Annotated in this window: 19 protein-coding genes; 8 read left to right on the top strand and 11 right to left on the bottom strand. The window is 69.9% G+C overall.

The features are described from left to right. Position 1 precedes the first annotated feature (1 nt). The 11 genes from IA22_RS0113375 to IA22_RS0113425 all read right to left on the bottom strand — a co-directional run bounded on the left by IA22_RS0113375 (position 2) and on the right by IA22_RS0113425 (position 15,253). Positions 2-1,630, bottom strand: coding sequence for a peptide ABC transporter substrate-binding protein (locus IA22_RS0113375; RefSeq protein ID WP_030123718.1), 1,629 nt, complete (start codon positions 1,628-1,630; stop codon positions 2-4). Positions 1,631-1,790: 160 nt separating this feature from the next. Beyond that, positions 1,791-2,933: an ABC transporter ATP-binding protein gene (locus IA22_RS0113380; protein ID WP_030123719.1), complete on the bottom strand. Its 1,143-nt coding sequence runs from the start codon at positions 2,931-2,933 to the stop codon at positions 1,791-1,793. Then, positions 2,926-3,984: an ABC transporter ATP-binding protein gene (locus IA22_RS0113385; protein ID WP_014154266.1), complete on the bottom strand. Its 1,059-nt coding sequence runs from the start codon at positions 3,982-3,984 to the stop codon at positions 2,926-2,928. Before IA22_RS0113385 ends, IA22_RS0113380 begins: the two co-directional genes overlap by 8 nt. Before the next feature lie 11 nt (positions 3,985-3,995). After that, positions 3,996-4,937: an ABC transporter permease gene (locus IA22_RS0113390; protein ID WP_014154267.1), complete on the bottom strand. Its 942-nt coding sequence runs from the start codon at positions 4,935-4,937 to the stop codon at positions 3,996-3,998. After that, positions 4,930-5,859 carry an ABC transporter permease gene (locus tag IA22_RS0113395; RefSeq protein WP_014154268.1) on the bottom strand — a complete coding sequence of 310 codons (930 nt, stop codon included), beginning with the start codon at positions 5,857-5,859 and terminating at the stop codon, positions 4,930-4,932. The genes IA22_RS0113390 and IA22_RS0113395 overlap by 8 nt, the downstream gene beginning before the upstream one ends. Positions 5,860-5,980: 121 nt before the next feature. Beyond that, positions 5,981-7,606, bottom strand: coding sequence for a peptide ABC transporter substrate-binding protein (locus tag IA22_RS0113400; protein ID WP_014154269.1), 1,626 nt, complete (start codon positions 7,604-7,606; stop codon positions 5,981-5,983). A gap of 441 nt (positions 7,607-8,047) precedes the next feature. Further along, positions 8,048-9,922, bottom strand: a complete 1,875-nt coding sequence (gene typA / locus IA22_RS0113405) for a translational GTPase TypA (protein ID WP_014154270.1) — start codon at positions 9,920-9,922, stop codon at positions 8,048-8,050. Between the two features lie 334 nt (positions 9,923-10,256). After that, entirely contained in the window at positions 10,257-12,521 is a 2,265-nt protein-coding gene (locus IA22_RS0113410; protein ID WP_030123720.1) for an ABC transporter family substrate-binding protein, read from the bottom strand. Positions 12,522-12,713: 192 nt separating this feature from the next. Next, the gene (locus IA22_RS0113415) at positions 12,714-13,265 is read right to left on the bottom strand and encodes an isochorismatase family protein (RefSeq protein WP_014154272.1); all 552 of its coding nucleotides are present in this window, start codon (positions 13,263-13,265) and stop codon (positions 12,714-12,716) included. A gap of 78 nt (positions 13,266-13,343) precedes the next feature. Beyond that, the gene (locus tag IA22_RS0113420; protein WP_030123721.1) at positions 13,344-14,780 is read right to left on the bottom strand and encodes an MFS transporter; all 1,437 of its coding nucleotides are present in this window, start codon (positions 14,778-14,780) and stop codon (positions 13,344-13,346) included. Further along, positions 14,777-15,253 carry a MarR family winged helix-turn-helix transcriptional regulator gene (locus IA22_RS0113425; protein ID WP_015578603.1) on the bottom strand — a complete coding sequence of 159 codons (477 nt, stop codon included), beginning with the start codon at positions 15,251-15,253 and terminating at the stop codon, positions 14,777-14,779. The genes IA22_RS0113420 and IA22_RS0113425 overlap by 4 nt, the downstream gene beginning before the upstream one ends. Positions 15,254-15,476: 223 nt before the next feature. Here IA22_RS0113425 and IA22_RS0113430 point away from each other — a divergent pair, with 223 nt between their 5' ends. From IA22_RS0113430 to IA22_RS0113465, 8 genes are all read left to right on the top strand, one after another. Then, complete coding sequence (locus IA22_RS0113430; protein ID WP_030123723.1) at positions 15,477-16,532, top strand: LacI family DNA-binding transcriptional regulator; 1,056 nt, start codon at positions 15,477-15,479, stop codon at positions 16,530-16,532. A 444-nt stretch (positions 16,533-16,976) separates the two neighbouring features. Continuing rightward, entirely contained in the window at positions 16,977-18,224 is a 1,248-nt protein-coding gene (locus IA22_RS0113435) for a sugar ABC transporter substrate-binding protein (RefSeq protein ID WP_014154276.1), read from the top strand. Between the two features lie 2 nt (positions 18,225-18,226). Further along, complete coding sequence (locus tag IA22_RS0113440; protein ID WP_015578600.1) at positions 18,227-19,210, top strand: carbohydrate ABC transporter permease; 984 nt, start codon at positions 18,227-18,229, stop codon at positions 19,208-19,210. Further along, on the top strand, positions 19,207-20,076 hold the full coding sequence (locus IA22_RS0113445; protein ID WP_030123724.1) for a carbohydrate ABC transporter permease: 870 nt from the start codon (positions 19,207-19,209) through the stop codon (positions 20,074-20,076). The genes IA22_RS0113440 and IA22_RS0113445 overlap by 4 nt, the downstream gene beginning before the upstream one ends. 80 nt (positions 20,077-20,156) lie before the next feature. Continuing rightward, entirely contained in the window at positions 20,157-21,359 is a 1,203-nt protein-coding gene (locus tag IA22_RS0113450; RefSeq protein ID WP_014154279.1) for a glycoside hydrolase family 1 protein, read from the top strand. A 155-nt stretch (positions 21,360-21,514) separates the two neighbouring features. Beyond that, positions 21,515-22,981: a glucoamylase family protein gene (locus IA22_RS0113455; RefSeq protein WP_030123725.1), complete on the top strand. Its 1,467-nt coding sequence runs from the start codon at positions 21,515-21,517 to the stop codon at positions 22,979-22,981. Positions 22,982-23,187: 206 nt separating this feature from the next. Further along, positions 23,188-25,215 carry a TPM domain-containing protein gene (locus IA22_RS0113460; RefSeq protein WP_245229583.1) on the top strand — a complete coding sequence of 676 codons (2,028 nt, stop codon included), beginning with the start codon at positions 23,188-23,190 and terminating at the stop codon, positions 25,213-25,215. A 78-nt stretch (positions 25,216-25,293) separates the two neighbouring features. After that, on the top strand, positions 25,294-26,007 hold the full coding sequence (locus tag IA22_RS0113465) for a PspA/IM30 family protein (RefSeq protein ID WP_030123727.1): 714 nt from the start codon (positions 25,294-25,296) through the stop codon (positions 26,005-26,007). The last annotated feature ends 9 nt before the right edge of the window (positions 26,008-26,016 follow it).

Below are 26,016 nucleotides of genomic sequence, written 5' to 3' on the forward strand. Positions count from 1 at the left end.
GTCACTTGACCTTGATCTGGTCGTACACCGGGACGCTGAAGGGGTTCAGCGAGACGTTCTCGACCCTGTCCGAGTAACCCGCGCTGCCGTTCTGGTACCAGAGCGGGATGACCGGCATCTGCTCGACGAGGACCTTCTCGGCGTCCTGGAAGGTGCTGACGGCCGTGGCCTTGTCGCTCTCCGCGTTGGCCTTGTCGACCAGGTCGTCGAACTTCTTGTCGCTCCACTTGCCGTCGTTGGACGGGGCGTTGGTGTAGTAGAGCGGCTGGAGGAAGTTCTGGATCAGCGGGTAGTCCATCTGCCAGCCCGCCCGCCAGGCGCCGGTCAGCTTCTGGGTGGAGACCTGGCTCCGGAAGTCGGCGAAGGTGCCGACGGGCCCGCCGACGCAGGCCTTGTTGTTGCCCATGACGTTGTTGATGCTGTTGCAGACCGCGTCGACCCACTCCTTGTGGGAGCCGGTGTCGGCGTTGTACGAGATCTTGAGCTGCCCGCCGGGGATCCCGCCGCCCTCCTGGATCAGCTTCTTGGCCTGCGCCTTGTCGTACTCGCAGGCGGAGCCGCACAGGCCCTTCTTGAAGCCGCCCTCCTCACCGAGGACCGGGGAGGTCCAGTCGGAGGCGGGGGTGCGGGTCTTCTGGAAGATCTGGTCGGTGATCTGTTCGCGATTGATCGCCATCGACAGCCCCTGGCGGACCTTGACCGCGCCGGGGGTGTCCCAGGCCTTCTCGTAGAACGGGAAGGCGAGCGTCTGGATGATGCCCGCGGGCGTGTTGATGTAGCGGTCGCCCAGGTCGGCCTTGACGTTCTTCAGCTGCGAGGCCGGCACGTCGTCGACCAGGTCGAGGTTGCCGGCGGTGAGATCGGTGTAGGCGGTGTTGTTGTCGGTGTAGACCTTGAGGTCGATGCCGCCGTTCTGCGCCTTGTCCGCGCCGGGGTAGTCGTCCCACCTGCGCAGGTTCATCGACGAGCCCTTGGCGTACTGGTCGATGGTGTACGGGCCGTTCCCGACCGGCTTGGAGAGCCAGGCCTCGTGGTCGGTGTAGAAGACCTTGGGCAGCGGGACGAAGGCCGCGTAGCCGAGGGTGTCGGGCCAGAGCGAGAACTTCTGCGACAGCTTGACCGTGAAGGTGGTGTCGTTCACCACCTTGAGGCCGGAGAGGGTGTCGGCGGTGGCCGAGCCCGATTCCGGGTGGACCTGGTCGTAGCCGTCGATGTACTGGAAGAAGTAGGCGTTCTTCTGGTTGTTCTTCAGGAGGGCGCCGTAGTTCCAGGCGTCCACGAAGGACTTCGCGGTGATCTTCTCACCGTTGCTGAAGGTCCAGTTGTCCTTGATCGTGACCGTGAAGTTCTGGGAGTCCTTCGAGTCGATCTTCTCGGCGATCTCGTTCTTCGCCTCACCCGTCTTGGGGTCGTAGCGCACGAGCCCCCGGAAGACCATGTCGAGGACCTTGCCGCCCTGGACCTCGTTGGTGTTCGCCGGCTCCAGCGGGTTCTGCGGGTCGCCCCAGGACGAGCTCACGATCCCGTCGGCGCCACCGCCACCGCCGCTGTCCCCGCCACCGCAGGCCGTCGCCGTCAGGGCGACGGCGACGGCACATGCGGCCCACCTGGCCTGTGTGGCTCCGCGCATGGAGTGCCTCCTAGGGTTCCCTTGAGTGCTCAATGCCTCATATCACCCCATATGACACCCCGTCGCATGTCGGCTTACGCCGTACGCCGTACGTGGCTGCCGGAACGCGAGGACGCCCGGCCCCTCGGGGGCCGGGCGTCCTCGTCGGTCGGATCAGGCACTACGCCGCGTGGACGACGTCCTTCTCCTCCGCGAAGTGGCACGCCGACTCGTGCGCGGCCGGCGTGTCCGAGGCCTTGAAGCGCTCGGGGATCGCCAGCAGCGGCACCTCGGTGGCGCACTTGTCCTGCGCCTTCCAGCACCGCGTACGGAAGCGGCAGCCCGACGGCGGGTTGGCCGGCGACGGGACGTCACCGCTGAGGATGATCCGCTCGCGGCCCTCGCGGGCGTCCGGGTCCGGGACGGGGACCGCCGACAGCAGCGCCTGGGTGTAGGGGTGCGTCGGGTGGTCGTAGATCTGCGTGTCCGTACCGATCTCGGCCATCTTGCCGAGGTACATGACGCCGACCCGGTCCGAGATGTGCCGGACGATCGACAGGTCGTGCGCGATGAAGAGGTAGGAGAGGTTGAACTCGTCCTGGAGCTTCTCCATCAGGTTGATGACCTGCGCCTGCACCGACACGTCGAGCGCGGAGACCGGCTCGTCGCAGATGATGATCTCCGGGTTGAGCGCGAGGCCCCGGGCGATCCCGATGCGCTGGCGCTGCCCGCCGGAGAACTGGTGCGGGTACCGGTTGATGTACTCCGGGTTCAGACCGACGACGTCCAGGAGGTCCTGCACCTTGCGGCGCCGGTCGCCCTTCGGGGCCACCTCGGGGTGGATCTCGAAGGTCTCCCCGATGATGTCGCCGACCGTCATGCGCGGGTTCAGCGAGGTGTACGGGTCCTGGAACACCATCTGGATGTTGCGGCGCACGGCCTTCAGCGCACGGCCGGACAGCTTGGTGATGTCCTGGCCCTTGTAGAAGACCTCACCGGCGGTGGCCCGCTCCAGCGTCATCAGGAGCTTGGCGACGGTGGACTTGCCACAGCCGGACTCGCCCACGATGCCGAGCGTCTCGCCCTGGTAGAGGTCGAACGAGATGCCGTCCACGGCCTTGACCGCGCCGACCTGCTTCTTGAACAGGATTCCCTGGGTCAGCGGGAAGTGCTTGACCAGGTTGCGCACCTGGAGGATCGGCTCACCCTGCGACACCGGGGCGTCGAGGGCGGCCACCGCCTCCGTCCCGGTGACCGCGTTGACCGTCGCCACTTCGGCGACGTTCGGGGTGGCGTCCACGGACTTCTTGTCGAGCTCAGCCATGGATCGTCTCCTTCCAGAAGTGGCAGGCGCTGCCGCGGCCGACCAGCTCGGTACCGTCCTGCTCGGTCACCGGGCGCAGGGCCGGGATCTCCGTACGGCAGATGTCCTGCGCCATCGTGCAGCGCGGGTTGAAGGCGCAGCCGGACGGCACGTGCAGGAGGTTGGGCGGCAGGCCCTTGATCGCGTAGAGCTCCTGGCCCTTCTGGTCCAGGCGCGGGATCGACTCCAGCAGACCCTTGGTGTACGGGTGCGCCGGGCGCTTGTAGATCTCGTGGACCGGAGCGGTCTCGACGATCCGGCCCGCGTACATCACGGCGATCTTGTCCGCGACGTCGGCGACCACGCCGAGGTCGTGGGTGATCAGGATCAGGCCCATGTTGAAGTCGCGCTGGAGCTCCGCGAGCAGGTCCATGACCTGGGCCTGGACGGTCACGTCGAGCGCCGTGGTGGGCTCGTCCGCGATGATCAGGTCGGGCTCCAGGGCGAGCGCCATCGCGATCATGATGCGCTGGCGCATACCGCCGGAGAACTGGTGCGGGTAGTCGTTGACCCGCTCCTTGGCCGCCGGGATGCGCACGCGGTCCATCAGTGCGATGGACTTCGCCTTGGCCTCCTTCTTGGAGAGGCCCTGGTGCACGCGGAACATCTCGCCGAGCTGGTAGCCCACGGAGAGCACCGGGTTCAGCGAGGAGAGCGCGTCCTGGAAGATCATGGCGATCTTCTGGCCGCGGATCTGCCGGCGCTCCTCGTTGGACATCTTGAGCATGTCCTGGCCGCGGAAGAGGATCTCGCCCTTGGGGATGTGCCCCGGAGGCATGTCCAGGATGCCCATGATCGCCTGCGCGGTCACGGACTTTCCGGAGCCGGACTCGCCGAGCACCGCGAGGGTCTCGCCGGCGCTGACGCTGTAGTTCACGCCGTTGACGGCCTTGGCCACGCCGTCGCGGGTGTGGAACTCCACGTGCAGGTCACGGACTTCGAGCAGCGGACCGCTCTCGTCGTTCGAACCACGCGGAGCAGGAACATCCGCCGTCTTGTCGATGATGGTCATGTACGCCTCCCTCAGCGCAGCTTGGGGTCGAGGGCGTTGCGTACCGCATCGCCGAGCATGATGAACGCCAGGACGGTGATCGACACCATGACCGACGGGATGATCAGCACGAACGCGGCGTTACGCAGCTGCTCCTGGCCGGAGGAGATGTCGACACCCCACGACACGGTCGGTTCGGCGAGGCCGATGCCCAGGAAGGACAGGGTGGCCTCGGCCGAGATGTAGCCGCCGAGCGCGATGGTCGCGACGACGATCACCGGGGCGATCGCGTTGGGCAGGATGTGCCGGAGCAGGATGCGGGTGGTCGAGGCGCCGAGCGCCTTGGCCGCCATCACGTAGTCGGCCTGCTTGATCGTCAGGACGGAGCCGCGTGCGACTCGGGCGATCGAGGTCCAGCCGAGGAAGGCCAGGGCCAGGATGACGACCCAGATCTTGCGCTCCTCGAACGAGGTCAGGACGACCATCGCACCGAGGATGAACGGGACGCCGAAGAAGATGTCGGTGACCCGGGACAGGATCGTGTCGATCCAGCCGCCGAAGTAACCGGCGAGCATGCCGACCACGGTGCCCAGGATCGTGACGAGGACGGTCACGACGACGGCGACGGTGATCGAGGCACGGGCGCCGTAGACGACACGGGCGTAGATGGACCGGCCCTGGATGTCGTACCCGAACCAGTCCTCCTGGAAGAAGTTCCCCCACTTGGGCTTCTGCAGGTAGTGGTGGGCCAGGTCCGCGTAGCGCGGGTCGGCGCCGGTGAACAGGCCGGGTGCTATCGCCATGACCAGCAGGAAGATGATCAGGATCGCCGAGACGACGAACAGCGGGCTGCGCCGCAGGTCGTGCCAGGCGTCCGACCACAGGCTGCGGGGCTTGCCGACGGCGGCGGTGGCGACGGGTGCGGCCACGGCGCCGGGCGTGTCCGGGGTGGCTTCCTTCAGGGTCTCAGGCATAACGGATCCTCGGGTCCAGGACCGCGTAAAGCAGGTCGACGACCAGGCTGGCGACGAGATAGACGATGACGATCAGCGTCACGATGCCGACGACCGTGGCACCCTCGCGGTGCCTCAGCGCGTCGAAGACGGCGGAGCCGACACCCTTGACGTTGAAGATGCCCTCGGTCACGACCGCGCCGCCGAGCAGGGCACCGAGGTCGGTGCCGAGGAAGGTGACCACGGGGATCATCGAGTTGCGCATCAGGTGGACACCGATGATGCGGCGCCGGGGCAGGCCCTTGGCCACCGCGGTGCGCATGTAGTCGGAGCGCAGGTTCTCGGCGACCGAGGTGCGGGTCAGCCGCGCGACGTACGCGAGCGACAGGGATCCGAGCACGACAGCGGGCAGGATCAGCTCGTCCGCGTTCGCCTCCATGCTCACGTTGGGGTCGACCCAGCCGAGCTGGAAGGCGAAGAAGTACTGGCCGAGGAAGCCCAGCACGAACGAGGGGACCGAGATGAGCAGGAGCGTCAGGACGAGCAGTCCGCGGTCGCGGAGGGTGTCGGCCTTCAGACCGGCGAAGACACCCATGGAGATACCGACGACGACCGTGAAGATGAAGGCAAACAGCGCCAGTCTGACCGTGATCGGGAACGCTTCCGAGATGATGTCGGCGACCGGTCGCCCACTGGCGATCTGTGTGCCGAAGTCACCCTGGAACAGGTTCACGAGGTAGTTCCAGTACTGGTGCCAGAGCGGCAGGTCGAGCCCGAGCTCCTTCTTCATTTCCGCGATCTGCGTCGGGTCCACTGCCTGTTCGCCGGCGAGTGCGCGCACGGGATCGCCGGGCAGCGCGTACATCATGGCGAAGACCAGCAAGGTTGATCCGAGGAAGACCGGGATCATCTGGAGCAGTCGCCGCGCGACGTAACGCCCCATGTTTGCCTCCGATAGGGATAAAGCAGCCCAGGGGCCGCCCTCCGGATGCGGAGAGCGGCCCCCCGGGACCTACTGCCTGGTGTGGGCGGCTGATGGCCGAGTGGGGGCCCTCAGGCGTGTGCTACTTGGTGACCGTGACTTCGGTGATGTTGTAGTCACCGTGGAAGTCGGTGGTCACGTTGTCGACCGACTTCGAGTAGCCACCGTTGGTCTTGTACTCCCAGAGCGGGATCGCCGGCATCTTCTCGAGGACGAGCTTCTCGGCGTCCTGGTAAGCCTTGATCGACTCGTCCAGGGAAGCCGCGTTGTCGCCCTTCTTGAAGGCCGCGTCGACCTCCTTGTCGGAGAACCGGCCGTTGTTGGCCTCGGCGGTCGAGCCGTACAGCTCCCGCATGAAGTTGACGTTCAGCGGGTAGTCGGCGACCCAGCCACCGCGGTACATCGACTTGACCTGGTCGTTGTCACGCGCTTCCAGGTCGGTCTGGAAGTCCGGCTTGGCGTCCGGCACGCAGTCGACACCGGTCGAGTTGCGGATGGACTCGCAGACCGCGGTCACCCACTCCTTGTGGCCGCCGTCGGCGTTGTACTGGATCCAGATCTTGTTCTCCGGAACGCCGCCGCCTTCCTTGACGAGCTGCTTCGCCTTCGCCGGGTCGAACTTGAACACGTCGGTGCCCAGGTCCTGGTTACCGGCGACGCCCGGAGGCGTGAAGCTGGTGGCGGGCTTGCGGGTGCCGTTGAGCACGGTCTTGGTGATCGTGTCGCGGTCGATGCCCATCGACAGACCCTGGAGGACCTTCGGGTCGATGTCCTTGAAGGTCTTCGAGTAGAAGGTCGGGACGAGCGACTGGATGGCCGCGTACGGCTCGTCGATCGCGCGGTCACCGAGGTCGGCCTTGTACTTCGGGAGGTCCTTCGGGCCGACCTGGCGGATCATGTCCAGGTTGCCGGAGAGGAGGTCCTGGTACGCGGCCTCGACGGTCGCGTAGTTCTTGAAGAGGACACCCTTGTTCTTGGCCTTGTTCGGACCCTGGTAGTCCGGGTTGGCCTTGACCTGGATGAGCTTCTTGTGGTCCCACTTCTCGAAGACGTAGGGACCGTTGCCGACCGGTGCCTGACCGAAGGCCTTGGTGTCCTTGTAGAACACCTCCGGCAGCGGGGCGAAGGTGGTGTAGCCGAGCTTGTACTCGTAGTACGGCACGGGCTTGTTGAGCTCGATCGTGAAGGTGGTGTCGTCGACCGCCTTCAGACCGGACATCTCCGTGGCCTTCGGGTCACCCTTCTCCGGGTGGACGTCCTCGTAGCCCTTGATGTCCTCGAACCAGAACGCGTTCTGCTGGGCGTTCTTGACGTTCGCGTACCAGTTCCACGCCTTGATGTAGGACTCGGACGTGACCGGAGTGCCGTCGTGGAACTTCCAGCCGGCCTTGAGCTTGACGGTCCACGTCTTGTTGTCCGTCGACTTCACGGACTCGGCGTTCGTGTAGACGATGTTGCCGTCCGCATCGAAGTCGAGCAGCTGGGTGAAGATCGACTGGATGACGTAGCTGCCCAGCGACTCGTTGGTGTCGGCCGGGATCAGCGGCTTCTGCGGCTCGCCGACGTCGATGGAGACGTAGCCCGCGGGCTTGCCCTTCTCCTTCGAGGCCTTGCTGCTGTCGTCACTGTCGCCCCCGCCACAGGCGGTCGCGGCCAGGGCGATGATTGCCGCTCCCGCGACCCACTTGGCGCTCTTGGCACCGCGCATGGGTTTCCTCCTCATGAGTCCACTTTTGACTACAAGAGGGGCACTGTAGAGATCCACCGACACCCCTGACGGCGATCGTTTGCAGTGCCCCGAGTGTGCTCGTGAGTCCGCACTCCCCACAGTGCGTCGACCCATTGACCCGAGCTCAATGGAGCCAACTATTAAGGAACGACGGGCTGTAAACCACACTTAAAGGGTCTCGGTTTGACAACATCGAGAAGCCATGGTTGCCCGAAATCCGGACAAAGTGATCCCAGACAGACACCCCCGAAACGGACCGTTAACACATGTTCCGGAGAGCGACGCACGATATGCGGACACGTCGGTCAGGAAAACCGGTTGACGAAAGGCCTGGGCCCCCACAGTGTCTGCGGGGGCCCAGGCCTCATGTCAATGGCTCGAACCGACGGTTCGCCGGCCTCGGCCGGCGTCCCCGGTCGGTCAGCCGTTCTTCGCGCGCGAGGCCGTGCGGCCGCGCTGCTTCTGGTCCAGGACGACCTTGCGGATGCGCACGGTCTCCGGGGTGACCTCGATGCACTCGTCCTCGCGGCAGAACTCCAGGGACTGCTCCAGCGACAGCTTGCGGGCGGGCACCACGTTCTCCGTGGTGTCCGCGGACGCCGCACGCATGTTGGTGAGCTTCTTCTCCTTGGTGATGTTCACGTCCATGTCGTCGGCGCGGGAGTTCTCGCCGATGATCATGCCCTCGTAGACCTCGGTGCCGGCCTCGGTGAAGATGACACCGCGCTCCTGGAGGTTGACCATCGCGAACGGCGTCACCGTGCCCGCGCGGTCGGCCACCAGCGAGCCGTTGTGGCGGGTGCGCAGGTCACCGAACCAGGGCTCGTGGCCCTCGAAGATGGAGTGCGCGATGCCCGTGCCACGGGTCTGGGTCAGGAACTCGGTACGGAAGCCGATGAGGCCGCGGGAGGGCACGATCCACTCCATGCGGACCCAGCCCGACCCGTGGTTCGTCATCGTCTCCATACGGCCCTTGCGGGTCGCCATCAGCTGCGTGATGGCACCGAGGTGCTCCTCGGGGGAGTCGATGGTCATGCGCTCGATCGGCTCGTGCGTCTTGCCGTCGACCTGCTTGGTGACGACCTCCGGCTTGCCGACGGTCAGCTCGAAGCCCTCACGGCGCATCTGCTCGACCAGGATGGCCAGCGCGAGCTCACCACGGCCCTGGACCTCCCAGGCGTCCGGGCGCTCGGTGTCCAGGACGCGGAGCGAGACGTTACCGATGAGCTCGCGGTCCAGACGGTCCTTCACCTGACGGGCGGTGACCTTGTGGCCCTTGCCGCCCTTGCCGACGAGCGGCGAGGTGTTCGTACCGATGGTCATCGAGATGGCGGGCTCGTCGACCGTGATCAGCGGGAGCGCGATCGGGTTCTCGGGGTCGGCCAGCGTCTCGCCGATCATGATGTCCGGGAAACCGGCCACGGCGCAGATGTCGCCGGGACCGGCGACCTCGGCCGGCTTGCGGGTGAGCGCCTCGGTCATCAGGAGCTCGGTCACGCGGACGTTGGACATGGTGCCGTCGCGCTTGATCCACGTGACGGTCTGGCCCTTGCGCAGCTCACCCTGCTCGACACGGCAGAGCGCGATACGGCCGAGGAAGTTGTCGGCGTCGAGGTTGGTGACGTGGGCCTGCAGCGGGGCGGCCTCGTCGTACTCGGGAGCCGGGACCGTGGACAGGATCGTGGAGAAGAACGGCTCCAGGTTGTCGCTGTCGGCCGGGACGGTGCCGTCCTCGGGCTTGGTCAGCGACGCCACGCCGTCACGGGCGCAGGCGTAGACGATCGGGAACTCGATCTGGTTCTCGTCCGCGTCCAGGTCCAGGAAGAGGTCGTAGGTCTCGTCGATGACCTCGGCGATACGCGAGTCCGGACGGTCCGTCTTGTTGATGCAGAGGATGACCGGCAGCTTGGCCGTCAGAGCCTTGCGCAGGACGAAGCGGGTCTGGGGCAGCGGGCCCTCGGAGGCGTCGACGAGCAGGACGACCGCGTCCACCATCGACAGACCGCGCTCGACCTCGCCGCCGAAGTCGGCGTGGCCGGGGGTGTCGATGATGTTGATCGTGATCGGGTCCCCGCCGTCCTTGGGGTGATACTTCACCGCCGTGTTCTTGGCGAGGATCGTGATGCCCTTCTCACGCTCCAGGTCGTTCGAGTCCATCATGCGTTCGTCGAGGTTCTCGGCGGCGTGCGCGGCGAAGGCGCCCGCCTGCTTGAGCATGGCGTCGACCAGCGTGGTCTTGCCGTGGTCGACGTGGGCGACGATGGCTACGTTACGGATGTCGTGGCGCGTGGGCATGGGTGGCTTGCGCTTCTCTCGGATCGTGGGATCAGGCGTCTCAGTCGGTCTCGAGTCCTCGTACGCCCGCCGGGCGGCACGCCACGGCTCGTCCAATGGTACGGGCCCGACGGGTCCGGGGCTTCCCGGCCCGATCCTCAGGACGGGATCGCGGCCACAATTCAGCCGATATTCAGCCGGTATTACGCCATCATCCAGGCGGCGTACGGCCGGACGGCACGGGGTGTGAGAAGACGGGCGGCCCGGGTCGGGGCGGACACCACCTTGCCCGCCGGGGGCTCCGACGGGCAAGGGAATTGAGCTGCATCTGAGCTTGCGATATGGCTTTGACCTGCTAATTCTTCCCGTTCGCGGGCGGACCCGCCGCTTGCCGCGCGGTGAATCCGATGTCCTGGTAGCGGGGTGCGGCGAAGCCGAAGGCGCCGATGTTCGCGAGCTTCTTGTCGACGGCGACCAGCTGTGGCCTCTGATACAGCGGAATCGATCCGGCGGCGGCCCAGATCCGTGCGTCCGCCTGCTTCAGCAGGTCCCTGGACGCGTCGGCGTCGAGTTCGGCGACGGCCCGGTCGAAGAGCTGGTCGATGTGGTCCGATCCGACCCGCGTGTAGTTCTGCGCGACGAGCAGCGAGCCGTCGGTGGCGGGCTCCGGCTTGGCGAAGATCGGTCGTCCGTCGGTCGCCGGATAGGCGGTGGCGGGCCAGGAGTACAGCGCCAGGTCGTAGTCGCCGGAGGCGATGTGGTCCTTGAAGTAGCTGTCGTCGGCGACCTTGGTGACCTGTGTGCTGATGCCGATCGAGTCGAGCATCGCCACGATCTTCTCCCCGACGGTCCGCAGCGACTGCGATCCGGGGCCCGAGGGCAGGACGAAGCGGAGGCTCAGCGGCTTGCCGTCCTTGCCGAGCCGGCTCTTGACCGCGGCGGGCGCGGGGGCCGCCGTTCCCACCGGGGCGTAGGCCCCCGCGACGCCGCCCGGCTGCTTGTCCTGGGCGGTGACCCCGGAACCGCCGGAGGAACGGCTGCCCGGCTTGTCGTCGCCGACGGTGTACTCGCCCTCCTCGCGTGAGGCCTTGTCGTCCTTCTCCGTGTCCTCGGCCTTCTCGTCCTTCTTGCCGGCCTTCCCGGCCTTCTCGTCCTTGTCCTCGTCCGCCGCCTTCTCCCCGGCCGCCGGCTTCTCTCCCTCGTCCTTCTTCTCGGCCTCGCTGCCCGCCTTCGTGTCCCGCGTGCTGCGCAGGGCTCCGCCCGGGGTCCACCCCGCGTCGGCCAGCAGGGCCTGCGCCTCCTTGGTGTCCCGCTCGCCGAGGGCGCCGCTGCCGTCCTTGTACCCGGGCTGCCCGGCCAGGGCCAGATGACTGCCGGGGGGCTTCGCGGGCAGGCCGAGCGGCTTCAGGACCGCGTCGGCGAGCTCCTGCCGGTCCAGGGTCCGGGCGATGGCGCGGCGGACCCGGTCGTCGGAGAGGGGACCGGACTCGCCGTTCAGCGCGAGCTGCGTGTAGGAGGGCTCCAGCGACTTGCGTACGGCGAAGCCGCTCAGCGACTTCTGCTCGGCGGCGTAGACCGCGACGGCTTCCCGGGTCTCCTCTCGGGCGGCCCGCGCCGTCTCGGCGGCCTCCTCGTCCGATCCGTGGGCCAGTGCCCAGGAGCGCAGGGCGGCGGCCGGGGTGATGCCGGCTCCCGGACCGTGGGCGGGCGGCCCGCCGTTCCCGCCGCGGTAGCGGGCCGCCAGGGCGATGCTGTTCGCGGTCGCCGGGTCGATGTCGGCGACGTCGACCGTCCCCTCGGCCAGCGCGTCGGTGCGCTTGCCGGGTTCGACGGCGCGGAAGACCAGGGAGTCGAGCCTGGCCTCGTCGCCCCACCAGCGCGGGTTCCGGTCGAGGACGACCGTCCCCTTGGGCTTGTTCACGCTGCGGAGCCGGAACGGTCCCGCGGTGTTCCTGAGGGTCGTCCGGGCGCCGTCGTTGAAGGTGCCGGGGGACCCGGTCACCTCCTTCGGGTACAGCGGCGAGAACAAGGAGCGCCAGTCCGCGTACGGCTTGGAGAAGGTGACCCGGACCTGGAGGTCGTCCTTGCCGCGTTCGATCTTCTCGATCCGCTCGTACCCGGCGTTGCGGGCCGTCCAGAAGGCGGAGTCCTTGCCGCTCAGCGCGCGCCACTGGGCGACGAAGTCGGGGGCGCCGATCTCCCGGCCGTCGCTCCACACCGCCTGCTGGTTGAGCTTGTAGAGGACGACCTGCTTGGGCTCCTGCTCGATGACCTTCGCCGACTCCAGGTAGTCGGGGTTGAGCCGGGGCTCCCCCTTGGCGTCCATGGGGAAGAGCGAGGGCAGCAGGGCGCCGGTGATCCGCGTGGTCGCGCCGTCGGCGTCGGCCTGGAAGGCGTTGAGGGTGGAGGGGACCGCGTCGATCGCCCAGTTGAGGGTCGATCCGTCGGCCACCCGGTCCCGGGAGGCCGGGGCGATGTCCTGGGGGACGGCCACCGAGGTGGGGTCCTCGCCGTCCGAGGTGCAGCCCGCCAGCACCGGGATCGTGAGCACGCCTGTCGCCAGGAGCGCGACCGAGCGGCGCTTTCGTGCCGTCCCGCGTGGGACGCCGACGTGGGACATGGCTGATACCTCCGGGGCCGGCCCGGCCCACCCCGTACCGGAAGGGACCGGATGATGCGTACTGGTGGCATTTGCAGTTGATCAGACTGATTCGCTGATCCACTGAACGCACGTGTACGCGCGAGGGGAGGCAGACGCGGCCGGTGGGGCCGTGGACGTCACCCGAGCGGCCCCGGGGCCGGCCCGCGGCGGTCAGCCCAGGAGCGCGGCGATCGCCGCGGAGGTGTCGGTCTCGGCGAGCCTCGGGAAGATCTTCTCCAGGCTGTTGCGGTGCGCCCCGGCGTCCATGTCGGTGACCGCGTCGGTGGCGATGGTGACGTGGTACCCGTGCTCGTGCGCGGCACGGGCGGTGGACTCGACGCCGATACTGGTGGCGATGCCGGTCAGCACGACCTGGGTGATGCCGCGGCGGCGCAGTTCGAGGTCGAGCGGCGTGCCGTGGAAGGCGCCCCACTGCTGCTTGGTGACGACGACGTCGCCGTCGCGCGGGCCGAGCTCGGGCACGATGTCCGCCCAGTCCGCGGCGGGCTCGCCCGACCGGGCGGCTCCCTCGGTGCGACCGGGCGCGCCGCCCGTCACGCGGACCAGGAGGACCGGGAGGCCCTTGGCGCGGAAGGCGTCGGCCAGGGCCGCCGAGTTGGCGACGACGTCCTCGGCCGGGTGGGCCGTCGGCAGGGCGACGATGCCCTTCTGCAGGTCGACGACGACGAGCGCGGTGCGGGGGTCCAGAACGGTGGCGGTCATGGGCGTACTCCTTGGTTGTGCCGAGGTGCTGAGGCGGGTTCGTCCGGATGCGCGTGGGCGCACACCGGTGGGGGACGGTCAGGTGCGGGCGCTCAGCGCCCGGTCGGTGAGGGTGAGGACGGTCAGCAGGACCGCCAGGACGACGGACACCGCCGCCATGAGGTGCAGCCCCGCGTCACTCGTCGCGTCGGCGTAGGCGAGGGCGATCAGGCTGGACGCGGTGATGGCCCCGATGTACTGGGCGGTCCGCTGGAGCCCTGCGGCGGCGCCGATGCTCTCGGGCGGCGCGTGGGCCTGGACCGCGGCCTGGTTGCTCGTGCCGATGAGCCCCTGGGGCGCGCCGAAGCACGCTCCGGCCAGGAGCAGCACGGCGAGCGGTGTGTCTCCGGAGAGGAACGCCAGGATCCCGGCGCCCGCGGTGAGCAGGAGGGCGGCCAGGGTCAGCGGGCCGCGCAGGCCCTTCGTCCGGGCCCCGAGCAGCGAGCAGACGAGCGCGGTGACGGACATCGGCAGCATGAGCAGTCCGGTGTGTCCCGGGGAGAAGCCGCGCGCCTCCTCCAGCCACTGCGTGAAGCCGTACATGACGCAGTAGACGATCAGGTAGCCGAGGCCGTGGCGTGCGTAGGTGCGCAGCAGGGGGCCGTTCCCCGCGAGCATCCGGATGTCGATGAACGGCTGCGGGGTGCGCAGCTGCCATCCGGCCAGGGCCGCCGTCAGCGCGGCGAAGGGGGCGAGCAGCCACCAGCGCGGGTCGGCGAGGTCGAGCAGGAAGAAGGCCAGCACCGTCAGCGCGGCGGTGAACAGGCCGGTGCCCAGCGGGTCCAGGGAGAGCTTCGGCGTTTCCCGGCCGGGCGACGCCCCGGGCGGCCGGTCGGCCGGGATCCAGAGCAGCGCGGCGCCGAGGGCGAGCAGGGCGATCGGCACGTTGACGGCGAAGATGCCACGCCAGCCGACGACCGACACGAGCAGTCCGCCGAGCGCGGGTCCGACCGCGGCGCTGCCCAGCGCGGCGAAGCTGAGCCGGGCCAGGACGGGGCGCGGGGTGGGGCGGCCCAGGCGCTGGGACTCGTCGCGCAGGACGGCCATGGCGGCGGGGTAGGCCGCCGACGTACCGACGCCGAGCAGCAGCCGGGAGACGATCAGCGTGCCGAAGCCGGGAGCGAGTGCTCCGACCAGCCCGGACGCCATGACGACGACGAGGCCGGCCAGGAAGACGCGGCGCGGGCCGAGGGTGTCGGCGAGCTTGCCGAGGACGGGCTGGGCGACGGCGCTGGCCAGGTAGAGGACCGAGATCAGCCAGACGGTGTCGCCCGCCCCGATGCCGAAGGAGTGCCCGATGGACACCAGGGCGGTGGAGATCATCGTGGTGTTGAGCGGGTTGAGCAGGGACCCCATCAGGAGCGGTGCCGTGAGCCGTGCGCCGAATCCGGGGGCCGGGGCGGAGTCCTCGGCCGTGACCGGTGACGTTTCCGGACGCGCCGCCCCGGACACCGGATCCGTCCGGTGACGGGTCACGTGTCGACCAGCCGGCCGATGAGCTCGGCGGCCTCGGCGAGCGTGCGGCGCTCCGCGCCGTCCAGTTCGGCGGTGATCGCGTCGGCCAGCCAGCTCCGCTTGGCGGCCCGCACCGCGGCGAGCACGGCGCTGCCCTCCTCGGTGACCGACACGAGCGACTTGCGGCCGTCCGCCGGGTCGGGGGCGCGGGTGACGAAGCCCCGGGTCTCCAGTGCGCCGAGCGTCAGCCGCATCGACTGGGGCCGTACGAGTTCGGCGCGGGCCAGCGCCGCCGTGGTGGCCGGACCGCCGTCGTCGAGCCGGGCGAGGACGGAGCGCTGGGAAGGGGTCAGCAGACTGTCCGCGGACGAGCTCCGCAGGCGCCTGAGCAGCCGGCCGACCACGGCCGACAGGTCCGTCGCCACGCGCTCGGCGGTCGGATCGTCGGTGTCCCGCGAGGAGGCGTCCCCGGTGTTCGCCGCGGTGTCGGACATGTCTTCCACGCTAAAGATGGACAGGACATCTTGCAAGGCAACCTGTCTATTGTTCGGCAAAGACCTGCTCAGCCGGTGCGGAGGTGCCCCGGCGGCGCGCGGACCGGGGCCGCTGTTGCCCGCCACCGGGCACGCGATCTAGGGTGAATGCGCTTTCAGAAGAGGGCCGGGCACCCGCGGCAGCGGGTGCCGCGTACGAAGAAGGAAGCGGACGGTCGGTCGAGTGAGCGCCCCCACGGTGTACGACGTCGCCGAGCGGTCGGGCGTCTCGATCGCCACGGTCTCCCGGGTCTACCGCAACCCCGACTCGGTGCGCGCCCAGACCCGCGAGCGGGTGCTGGAGGCAGCCCGCGAGCTGGGCTACGTACCGAGCGGCAACGCCCGGGGGCTGGCCAGCCGCACCACCGGGGTGCTGGGCCTCTGCTTCCCCGACTACGCCGACCCGGACGCCGAGGCCGACGCGGAGAACGACAGCGGGGCCGACGACGCCGCGATGCTGTACTCCGACCAGATCATCCGCGGCATGGAGCGGGCGGCCCGCCGCCACGGCTACGCCCTGCTGATCGCCGCGTCGCTGCAGGGCGGGCCGGAGAGCCTCGTGGCGAAGGTCGCGGGGCGGGTGGACGGCTTCGCCGTGCTGGCGCAGACCGTGCCGACCGAGGACCTCGAGGTGATATCCCGCCGGCTGCCGGTCGTGATGCTCGCCGGACCGCGCGAGATCGACCACCTCGACCACCTCGTCGTCGCGAACGCCGCCGGGGAGCGCGAGCTGACCCGGCATCTGATCGAGGACCACGGACTCCGCCGGCTCGCCTTCGTCGGGGGCGACCCGGACTCCCCCGACGCCGAGGCGCGGTTCCGCGGATTCCGGGAGGCGTGCGGCGACGCGGGACTGCCGGTCCCGGAGGCACCGGACCTGCGGACCGGGATGATGACGCGGGCCGAGGGCGCGCGGGCCGCCGAAACCCTGCTCGACCGGGGCGGGGAGCGCCCGGACGCGATGGTCTTCGCCAACGACCAGATGGCGGTGGGGGCTCTGCGCGCGCTGGAGCGGCGCGAGGTGCGGGTACCGGAGGACATGGCCGTGACCGGCTTCGACGGGATCCCGCTGAGCCGGATCGTGCGCCCGTCGCTGACGACCGTGCGGCAGCCGATCCGGCAGCTGGGCGAACAGGCGGTGGAGTTGCTGGTGCAACGCCTGGCGGATCCGAGCCGGGAGCCGGTGTCCCTGGAGCTGCCCGTCTCCCTGGCCCGCCGGGCGAGCTGCGGCTGCGGCTGACCGGACGGTCACGCGAGGGGACACGGGCGGCGGAAGGGCGCCCCCGGCAGGCGACGCGGCGGACACCTGCCGCACGGAAGGCCGACCCCGGCAGGGCGCGCGGCCGACACGCACGGCGACGGCGGAAACGGGACGCGAAGGACGGGCCGGGGCGGCCCCGCCCGCCGGGCCCCGAAGCCGTACGCCCCGGAGCCACGCCCCTCCGCACCCGGGAGCGGTGACGAGCGCTCGGCCCTCGCCACAGCACTCAAAGCGGAATCGGTCACATCCACTTCAATCACGCAAACAGTGTGCTTACGGTGCCACCGTCGGACCTCCAGGTGTCGAGCACGTTGCACGAGTGTGACCCAGCACCCTCTTGCGGATTCCCGAACGACTGCCGCAGAGTGATGTATGCGCTTACAGGCAGCGCATACATTCGGATTGCTCGAGGAGGAGCCCTCCATGTCCCGCACCGCCAGAACCGCCTCCGCCGCCCTCACCGTGGCACTCGCCCTCGGCGTCTCCGCCTGCGGAGGCTCGGGTGGTGACGACGTCGCCGCGGACGCGAAGCAGACGCTGACCGTCTGGGCCATGGGTGCCGAGGGCGAGAAGCTCGCGGAGGTGGCCGAGGTGTACGAGAAGGCCAACCCCAACATCACCGTCAAGGTCACCCCGGTCGGCTGGGACGTCGCCCACCAGAAGCTCGTCTCCGCCGCGGCGGCCGGCACCATGCCGGACGTGGCCCAGATGGGCGGCAGTTACATGGGCGAGTTCGCCGAGCTCGGTGTCCTGGAGCCTGTCGACACGAAGACATTCGACAAGGGCGACTTCTTCCCCGCCGGCTGGAGCCAGGGCGAGGTGGACGGCACCGCGTACGGCGTCCCGTGGTACGTCGACACCCGGGTCCTCTACTACCGCACCGACCTCGCGAAGAAGGCCGGAGTCGACAAGGCGCCCGCCGACTGGCAGGAGATGCGGTCCCTGGCGGCCGCGTACCAGGAGAAGGCCGGCACCAAGTGGGGCCTGTCCATCCAGCCCAGCGGTCTGGACACGGTGCAGAACTTCTACCCCTTCCTCTACTCCGCGGGCGGCGCGATCCTCGACGACAAGGGCGAGGCCGTCATCGACAGCCCCGAGGCCGTCACCGCGCTGAAGGAGTACGGCGCCTACTTCGAGAAGGGCCTGTCCGACAAGTCGGTGCAGCCCGGCTACGACGTCGTGAAGGACTTCGGCAACGGCCGCGTCCCGATGTTCTTCGGCGGCCCGTGGCACGTGACCCTGCTGGACGAGGGCCAGCCGCAGATCAAGGGCAAGTGGGCCGTGGCCCCCGTCCCGGCCGGCACGTCCTCGGTGTCGATGGCGGGCGGTTCCTCACTGGTCGTCTCCAAGGACAGCGAGCACAAGGCGGCGGCGACCGCGTTCATCGAGTACCTCACGGACACGGAGGGCCAGGCCGACTGGTACGAGCGCACCAAGGACCTCCCCGCGAACACGGCTGCGTGGGACTCCGGCAAGCTCGCCGACGACGCGAACCTCCAGGTCTTCAAGCAGCAGATGGACACCGCCAAGTCCTCACCCTCCACGGCGCGGCTGACGGAGATCACCGACAAGGTCGACCAGGCCATCGCGAAGGTGACGCAGGGCAAGGCCTCCGCCGAGGACGCGCTGAAGACCGCGCAGTCCGAGATCGAAGGCCTCGTGAAGCAGTAGCCATGGGCACCACGACATCCCAGGCCGCACGACCGGCCAAGGTGAAGGACGGCCCCGGGGCACTCCCGCCCCGGGCCGGAGCCGGACCGGGGCGCAGGAAGCGCTCGATGGGCGTACAGAACGCGGCGGGCTGGCTGTTCTCCATGCCCTTCCTCGTCCTGTTCACCGTCTTCATGGCGTTCCCGATCCTCGCGACGCTGCTGATGAGCTTCACGGACTTCGGGCTGCGCAACGTGACGCGCCCCTGGGAAGCGAACTTCATCGGCTTCGAGAACTACACCGAGCTGTTCGGCGACGAGAAGTTCCTCAAGTCGCTCTTCAACACGGCGTACTTCGTGGTGGTGGGCGTCCCCCTGACGATCGCCCTCGGGCTGGTCGTGGCCGTACTGCTGAACAACGGCATCGACCGGGCACGGACCTTCTTCCGCGTCGGCTTCTACGCCCCGGTGGTCACCACCATCGTGGCCGTGGCCGTGGTGTGGCGGTTCGTGCTGGACCCGAGCGACGGGCTGATCGCGGGCCTCTTCTCCGAAGTGGGCCTCACCGCACCGGACTTCCTCGGTTCCGAGACGCTGGCGATGCCCTCGATGATCGCGATGGCGGTCTGGCGCAACGTCGGTACGGTCATGGTGCTCTTCATCGCGGGCCTTCAGGCCATTCCCACCGAGGTCCGTGAGGCCGCGCGGCTCGACGGCGCCGGAGTGTGGCAGGAGTTCCGGGGGATCACGGTGCCGCTGCTGCGGCCGACACTCCTCTACGCCACGGTGATCACCACCATCGGCTACCTCAACGTCTTCGAGGAGCCGTTCGTGATGACGCAGGGCGGCCCCTCCGACTCCACGCTCACCGTGTCGCTGAACATGTACCGCGAGGGCTTCAACTTCTTCCACATGGGCTATGCGAGCGCCATGGCGTATGTGCTCTTCGTGGTGATCATGGGCATCACGGTGCTGCAGCTCCGACTGCTGAAGGACAACACCAAATGACCGTCGGCCAGGCACCCGCGCGTACGGCCCCCACGGGCAGGTCCCGGAACCTGAGGCGTCCTCTGGTCTACGTCCTGCTCTCCCTGGGCCTGCTGATCATGTCGGCGCCGTTCCTCTGGATGGCTCTCTCGTCCTTCAAGACGACGAGCGAACTCTCGGCCAGTCCCCCGGTGTGGATCCCCACCGAGTGGACCCTGGAGAACTTCCGGCAGCTGCTCGACAAGCTGGACCTGCCGCTCCACTTCATGAACTCCGTGATCGTGGCGGTGCTGGTCACCGTCTCGAACCTGGTGTTCTGCTCGATGCTCGGCTACGCCCTGGCCAAGCTGAGGTTCGTCGGGCGGAACAAGATCTTCGGTGTGGTCCTCGGCGCCCTCATGGTGCCCGGGAACCTGATGCTGCTGCCGCTGTTCGTGCTGATGAGCAAGCTGAAGCTGATCGACTCGTACGCCGGTCTGGTGCTGCCCTTCGCGGCGGGGGCGTTCGGTGTCTTCCTGATGCGCCAGTTCATGCAGTCGATCCCGGACGAGCTGCTGGAGGCGGCCCGGATGGACGGCGCCGGTGAGTGGTACATCTTCTGGCGGATCGTCATGCCGCTGGTGAAGCCCGCCCTCGCGACGCTCTCGATCTTCACGTTCCTCGGTTCCTGGAACAACTTCGTCTGGCCGCTGATCGCGACCAACGACCCGGACAAGTACACGCTGCCGGTCGCCCTGGCCACGTTCGCCACCGACCCCAACAAGGCCGGCGGCTCCAACGGCATGCTGATGGCCGGAGCGTTCCTGGTCGTGCTGCCGGTGCTGGTCCTCTTCATCGCCCTGCAGCGGCACTTCACCCAGGGCATCGCCACGGCGGGCATGAAGTAGCCCGCCCGCCCCACGTACGCACACGAGGCCGCACCCCACCTCGCGGCCACGCCCCTTCACGCACAGAAAGACACTCCGCGATGACGCACGCCCCTGTCCCGTTCCCCGAAGGCTTCCTGTGGGGGGCCTCCACGGCCGCCCACCAGATCGAGGGCAACAACACCGACAGCGACTGGTGGGTCAAGGAGCACTCCACCGGCACCCACATCCAGGAGCCCAGCCTGGACGCCTGCGACAGCTACCACCGCTGGCCCGAGGACATGGACCTGCTGGCGTCCCTCGGCTTCACCGACTACCGCTTCTCCGTCGAGTGGGCGCGGATCGAGCCCCTGGAGGGGCACTTCTCCCGGGCGGAGATCGCCCACTACCGCCGCATGGTCGAGGGCGCGATCGCCCGCGGCCTGCGTCCGATGGTGACCCTCCACCACTTCACCGTGCCGCAGTGGTTCGAGGCACGCGGCGGCTGGACGGCCGACGGCGCCGTCGAGCTGTTCGCCCGGTACGTCGCCGCCTGCGCCCCGGTGATCTCCGAGGGCGTGAGCCACGTCTGCACCATCAACGAGCCGAACATGATCGCCGTGATGGCGGGCCAGGCGAAGCGCGGCGACATCGGCTTCCCGCCCGCAGGGCTGCCCACCCCGGACGACGAGACCACGCGGGCCGTCATCGCCGCGCACCACGCGGCCGTGAAGGAGGTCAGGGCGCTCGACGCGGGCATCCAGGTCGGCTGGACCATCGCCAACCAGGTCTACCAGGCGCGTCCGGGCGCCGAGGACGTCACCGCCGCCTACCGCCACCCGCGCGAGGACGTCTTCATCGAGGCCGCACGCGGCGACGACTGGATCGGCGTGCAGTCCTACACCCGTACGGAGATCGGCCCCGACGGCCCCGTCCCCGCGTCCGGTGACGTCGAGCGCACGCTGACGCAGTGGGAGTACTACCCGGCCGCGGTCGGGCACGCCCTGCGTCACACCGCCGAGGTCGCCGGCGCCGGCATGCCGCTGATCGTCACGGAGAACGGCATCGCCACCTCCGACGACACCCGCCGCGTCGCCTACTACACGGGCGCACTGAACGAGGTGGCCTCGGCGATCGAGGACGGACTGAACGTCCAGGGCTACCTGGCGTGGAGCGCCCTGGACAACTACGAGTGGGGCTCGTTCGCCCCGACCTTCGGTCTGATCGGCGTGAACTGGGAGACGTTCGAGCGGACCGCGCGTCCCTCGGCGAAGTGGCTGGGCTCCCTCGGCCGCTCCCGCGAGCTGCCCCGCACCGCCGGCTGAGACCGGCCCCCAGGACCGGGACCCACCTGACGGGTCCCTCCGGTGCGGGAGCCGTCGCCACCTGACGGGCGACGGCTCCCGCGCCCTCCCGCCCGGACACGTCCGGGCCCCCGTTCGCCATGGCAGTCGATGACTCTTCCCCCGAGAGGTATCCGATGGACCGTCGCACGTTTCTCACCGCTGCCGGGACCGGGGCCGCCGCCCTGTCCCTCGGCGCCCTCACCGCTCCGCAGGCCGTCGCGGCGCCCGCGGGCCCCGCCGACGAGGCACAGCTCCTGGCCTGGTTCCGTGACACCTACCGCTCGATCGAGGCGATGACGACCGGCTTCGGTCTCACCGCCGACAAGATCGACGTCAGCGGCGCCTCGCCCGTCGTCTCCCCTCAGACCTCGCCCACCAACATCGGCTGCGGCCTCTGGTCGGCGGTGGCCGCGGCGGGGCTCGGCGTGACGAGCGGGGCCGCGATGCTCCGCACGCTGGAGCGGACCGTCTCCGCCGTGGAGAAGCTGGAGCGCCACCACGGCTTCTGGCTCAACTGGTACGACGCCCACGACGGATCCGTGCTGACCGAGTGGCCCGGCACCGGGGATCCCGTACGCCCGTTCCTCTCCTCGGTGGACAACGCCTGGCTGGTCACCGGGCTGCGGATCGCCGCCGACGCGGCGCCGTCGCTCCGCCCCCGCATCGGGCGGATCCTCTCCACCGCCGACTGGTCGTACTACTACACCCCGTACGACCCGTCCGACCCCGTGGCCGGCCCGGGACAGCTGCGCGGCGGCTTCTGGACGGACACCGGGGAGCCCACGGCCCATCATTACGGCGCCCTCAACACCGAGCCCCGCATGGCCAGTTATCTCGGCATCGCGGACGGTTCCCTGCCGCCCGAGCACTACTGGCACCTGCTGCGCACGATGCTCCCCGAGCACGAGCAGGAGCAGCGCCCGCAGGGCGCGTACGCCGTGTCGGACGGCGTACGGGTCTGGCAGGGGCACTACACCCACGGCGGGCGGAAGATCGTTCCCACCTGGGGCGGCTCGATGTTCGAGGCGCTGATGGTGCCGCTGTTCGTGCCCGAGCCCGAGTGGTCACCGCGTTCCTGGGGCCTCAACCACCGGCGCTACGTCCGCAGTCAGATCGAGCACGGGCTGCGGGAGGCGGAGTACGGCTACTGGGGCTTCTCCCCCGCGAACGTCCCCGACGGCGGCTACCAGGAGTACGGCGTCGACGCCCTGGGCATGCAGGTCGACGGCTACGCGTCCAACACCGACCGCACGTACACCACGGACGGCGCCCCGCTGCCGGACCCCTCGGCCTTCACCCACGGGGTGGTCACGCCGCACGCCTCGTTCCTCGCGCTGCCGTACGCACGCGGGGAGGCGCTGGCCAACCTGCGGGCCCTGGAACGTGACTTCGGCGCGTACCACGAGGGCTACGGCTTCCGGGACTCCGTCGACGTGGGCACCGGGCGCGTCAGCGACTTCATGCTGGCGCTCGATCAAGGCATGATCACCGCGGCGCTGGCCCAGGCCCTGCGGCCCGGTCTGCTGCAGCGGCCGTTCCGGACGGGTGGTTTCCGTTCGCGGGTGCGCCCGCTGCTGGCCGCGGAACGCTTCAGCATCTGAGCCGCCGGAGGGCCGCCCCGGACCCGGCTCCCGGGCGGCCCCCGCCCGCCGGGCCGGGACATTTGAGGGCGGGACCCGCCGGGTCGCGGGGGCCAGGGGGCGGACATAGCCTCCCAGATGTGACGCCGCCTGCGAGCCGCCCCGGGACGTCCCGGTTTCCGGTACCCGGCAGGATCCTCGTCGCCGTCCTGACGGCGGCGCTCTGGATGGTCCTGCCGGGCGCCCCGGACGCCCGCGCCACGGACCCCGTCCCGCTCTCCCGCGGGGGACAGATCACCGACAGGGTGGGAGCGCTCGGCGACCGCGAGCCACAGACCGAGGCTGCACTCGATCATCTGTTCGATACCCAACGCGTGCAGCTGTTCGTGGTGTACGTCCGTGACTTCTCCGGCCGTGACGCCCGGACCTGGGCCGACGAGACCGCGAACCGCAACGGCCTGGGCCAGGAGGACGTGCTGCTGGCCGTGGCCACGCACGACCGGCGGTACGCGTACTCCGTCGACCAGGGGTCTCGCCTCACCGACGCCCAGCTCCGGGACGTGGCGAACACGGCGATCGAGCCGGCCCTCCGGCAGAACGACTGGGCGGGAGCCGCGATCGGCGCCGCCGACGGATACGCCGCGGTGCTCGCCGGCGACCCCGTCACGGCCCCTGCCGTCACCCCGGGGGCCGCGGACCCCGGGGGCGGCTCCTCCGGCTCCGGCACCTCGGCGAACCTGATCGTGCCCTTGGCCGTCCTCGCCGTCGCGCTGGCCGTCGCCGCCTTCGCCTTCGCCCGACGAAGACGGCGTACGAGCAGCCGGACGACGCCCGCGGCCGGCGGCTGGGGCGGGACCGGGGCGGCGGACGCGCCGCAGGTCCCGCTGCCGGAGCTCGACGCACGGGCGAAGGAGGACCTGGTCGACACGGACGACGCCGTGCGCACCAGCGACGAGGAGCTCGGCTTCGCCACCGCCCAGTTCGGCGAGGAGGCCGCCGCGCCGTTCGCCGAGGCCGTCGGGTACGCCAGGACGGAGCTGACCGCGGCCTTCCGGCTGAGGCAGCAACTGGACGACGCCTTCCCCGAGGACGACGCGACGCGCCGCCGCATGCTCGACGAGATCATCAGCCGCTGCGCCGACGCCAACGGCCGCCTCGACGCCGTGTCCGAGGACTTCGACCGGCTGCGCGCCCTCGAACGGAACGCCCCGCACGCCGTGGCCGGGGCCGAGGCCGCGTTCCGCGACCTGGCCGCACGCGTCTCGGCCTCGGAGACGGCGCTCGGCGCGATGCGGGAGCGGTACGCCGGGTCGGCGGCGGCCCCGGCGGCCGAGAACGTCGAGCAGGCGAAGGACCGCCTCGCCTTCGCCACCACCGCCCTCGACGAAGCGCGCCGGGCCGTGGACGGCGGGGACGACGCCCGGGCGGCGGTGTACGTCCGTGCCGCCGAGGGAGCGATCAAGCAGGTGTCCACCCTGGTGGACGGCGTCGGCCGGCGTGCCGGGGAGCTGGCCGAGGCCGCGGAGAAGCTGCCGGGCGCGCTCACCGCCACCGAGACGGACCTGGCCGACGCCGGTGGGCTGCTCGCAGGCACCCCGGAGGGGGTGCCGACCGCGGACCTGCGGGGCCGGGTGGCCCGCGCCGAGGCCGTGGTCCGCGAGGTCCGGGGCGAACTCGGCGCCGGACCGTACGACCCCGTCGACGCGTTGCGCAGGGTCGAGGAGGCCGACGCGGCGCTGGACGAGGCGCTGGCCGGCGCTCGCGAGCAGGAGCGGGGCGGCCTGCGGGCGCGTTCGCTCCTGGACCGGGCGATGCTCACCGCCCGGTCGTCCGTCGGCGCCGCGGCCGACTACATCGGCACCCACCGGGGTGCGGTCGGCAGCCAGGCGCGGACCCGCCTCGCCGAGGCGCAGCGCAGGTGGGAGCGGGCCGGTGAGCTGACGGCGGCGGACGACCCGCAGGGTGCCCTGGCCGAGGCGAGGCAGGCGGACGCGCTGGCCGCGCGGGCACGGAGCCTGGCCGAGCAGGACGTACGCGACTACCACGACCGGAACGACGTCGGCGGTCCGCGCGGCGGGGGCGGGGCGGGCGGTGCCGTGCTGGGCGGCATCCTCCTCGGCGGGTTGCTGGGCGGCGGACGGGGAGGCGGGTTCGGCGGCGGGTTCGGCGGTTCCGGCGGCGCGTTCGGCGGCGGCCCGGGCAGTTTCGGCGGCGGGGGGACCCGGGGCCGGCGCGGTGGGGGCGGCCGCTTCTGACAGCGACACGGGCTCGGCGACACGGGCTCGGCGACACGGGGCTTTCTTACGACGAGATCTCGCACAAGGAGAGGTGCCATGACCAAGCAGACCGTTCTCGGCCGCGTCACCCAGTTGGCGCGGGCCAACATCAACGCCCTGATCGACCAGGCGGAGGATCCGCAGAAGATGCTGGACCAGCTGATCCGCGACTACACGAACAACATCGCGGAGGCCGAGCAGGCGGTGGCCGCCACCATCGGCAACCTCCGGCTGATGGAGGAGGACCACCGGGAGGACGTCGACGCGGCCAGGGAGTGGGGCCGGAAGGCGCTCGCCGCCAGCCGGAAGGCCGACGAGCTGAGGGCCGCGGGTTCGGGTGTGGACGCCGACACGTTCGACAACCTCGCCAAGGTGGCGCTGGGACGGCAGCTCCGGTCCGAGCAGGAGGCGAAGACGGCCGAGCCGACGATCGCCTCGCAGACGGTGGTGGTGGACAAGCTGAAGTCGGGCCTCGGCACGATGAAGGACAAGCTGGCGCAGCTGAAGTCCGAGCGCGACGGGCTGGTCGCCCGCGCCGCCTCCGCCCGGGCGCAGAACCGCATGACGGACGCCGTCAAAAGCATCGACGTCATGGACCCGACGAGCGAGCTCGGCCGCTTCGAGGACAAGGTGCGGCGCGAGGAGGCGCGGGCGGTGGGCGCCCAGGAGCTCGCCGCCTCGTCCCTGGACGCCCAGTTCGAACAGCTGGACAGCCTCGGGGACAGCGCGGAGGTCGAGGCCAGGCTCGCCGCCCTGAAGTCCGCCTCGTGACCGGCGGTC

This window comes from Kitasatospora papulosa (assembly GCF_000717245.1).
Classification (GTDB): Bacteria; Actinomycetota; Actinomycetes; order Streptomycetales; family Streptomycetaceae; genus Streptomyces; species Streptomyces papulosus.

Bases quoted from the DNA above. Each gene is read 5' to 3' on its own strand.
- IA22_RS0113375 (WP_030123718.1), bottom strand. From the start codon at position 1,630: ATGCGCGGAGCCACACAGGCCAGGTGGGCCGCATGTGCCGTCGCCGTC.
- IA22_RS0113380 (WP_030123719.1), bottom strand. From the start codon at position 2,933: ATGGCTGAGCTCGACAAGAAGTCCGTGGACGCCACCCCGAACGTCGCC.
- IA22_RS0113385 (WP_014154266.1), bottom strand. From the start codon at position 3,984: ATGACCATCATCGACAAGACGGCGGATGTTCCTGCTCCGCGTGGTTCG.
- IA22_RS0113390 (WP_014154267.1), bottom strand. From the start codon at position 4,937: ATGCCTGAGACCCTGAAGGAAGCCACCCCGGACACGCCCGGCGCCGTG.
- IA22_RS0113395 (WP_014154268.1), bottom strand. From the start codon at position 5,859: ATGGGGCGTTACGTCGCGCGGCGACTGCTCCAGATGATCCCGGTCTTC.
- IA22_RS0113400 (WP_014154269.1), bottom strand. From the start codon at position 7,606: ATGCGCGGTGCCAAGAGCGCCAAGTGGGTCGCGGGAGCGGCAATCATC.
- typA (WP_014154270.1), bottom strand. From the start codon at position 9,922: ATGCCCACGCGCCACGACATCCGTAACGTAGCCATCGTCGCCCACGTC.
- IA22_RS0113410 (WP_030123720.1), bottom strand. From the start codon at position 12,521: ATGTCCCACGTCGGCGTCCCACGCGGGACGGCACGAAAGCGCCGCTCG.
- IA22_RS0113415 (WP_014154272.1), bottom strand. From the start codon at position 13,265: ATGACCGCCACCGTTCTGGACCCCCGCACCGCGCTCGTCGTCGTCGAC.
- IA22_RS0113425 (WP_015578603.1), bottom strand. From the start codon at position 15,253: ATGTCCGACACCGCGGCGAACACCGGGGACGCCTCCTCGCGGGACACC.
- IA22_RS0113435 (WP_014154276.1), top strand. From the start codon at position 16,977: ATGTCCCGCACCGCCAGAACCGCCTCCGCCGCCCTCACCGTGGCACTC.
- IA22_RS0113440 (WP_015578600.1), top strand. From the start codon at position 18,227: ATGGGCACCACGACATCCCAGGCCGCACGACCGGCCAAGGTGAAGGAC.
- IA22_RS0113445 (WP_030123724.1), top strand. From the start codon at position 19,207: ATGACCGTCGGCCAGGCACCCGCGCGTACGGCCCCCACGGGCAGGTCC.
- IA22_RS0113450 (WP_014154279.1), top strand. From the start codon at position 20,157: ATGACGCACGCCCCTGTCCCGTTCCCCGAAGGCTTCCTGTGGGGGGCC.
- IA22_RS0113455 (WP_030123725.1), top strand. From the start codon at position 21,515: ATGGACCGTCGCACGTTTCTCACCGCTGCCGGGACCGGGGCCGCCGCC.
- IA22_RS0113460 (WP_245229583.1), top strand. From the start codon at position 23,188: ATGGTCCTGCCGGGCGCCCCGGACGCCCGCGCCACGGACCCCGTCCCG.
- IA22_RS0113465 (WP_030123727.1), top strand. From the start codon at position 25,294: ATGACCAAGCAGACCGTTCTCGGCCGCGTCACCCAGTTGGCGCGGGCC.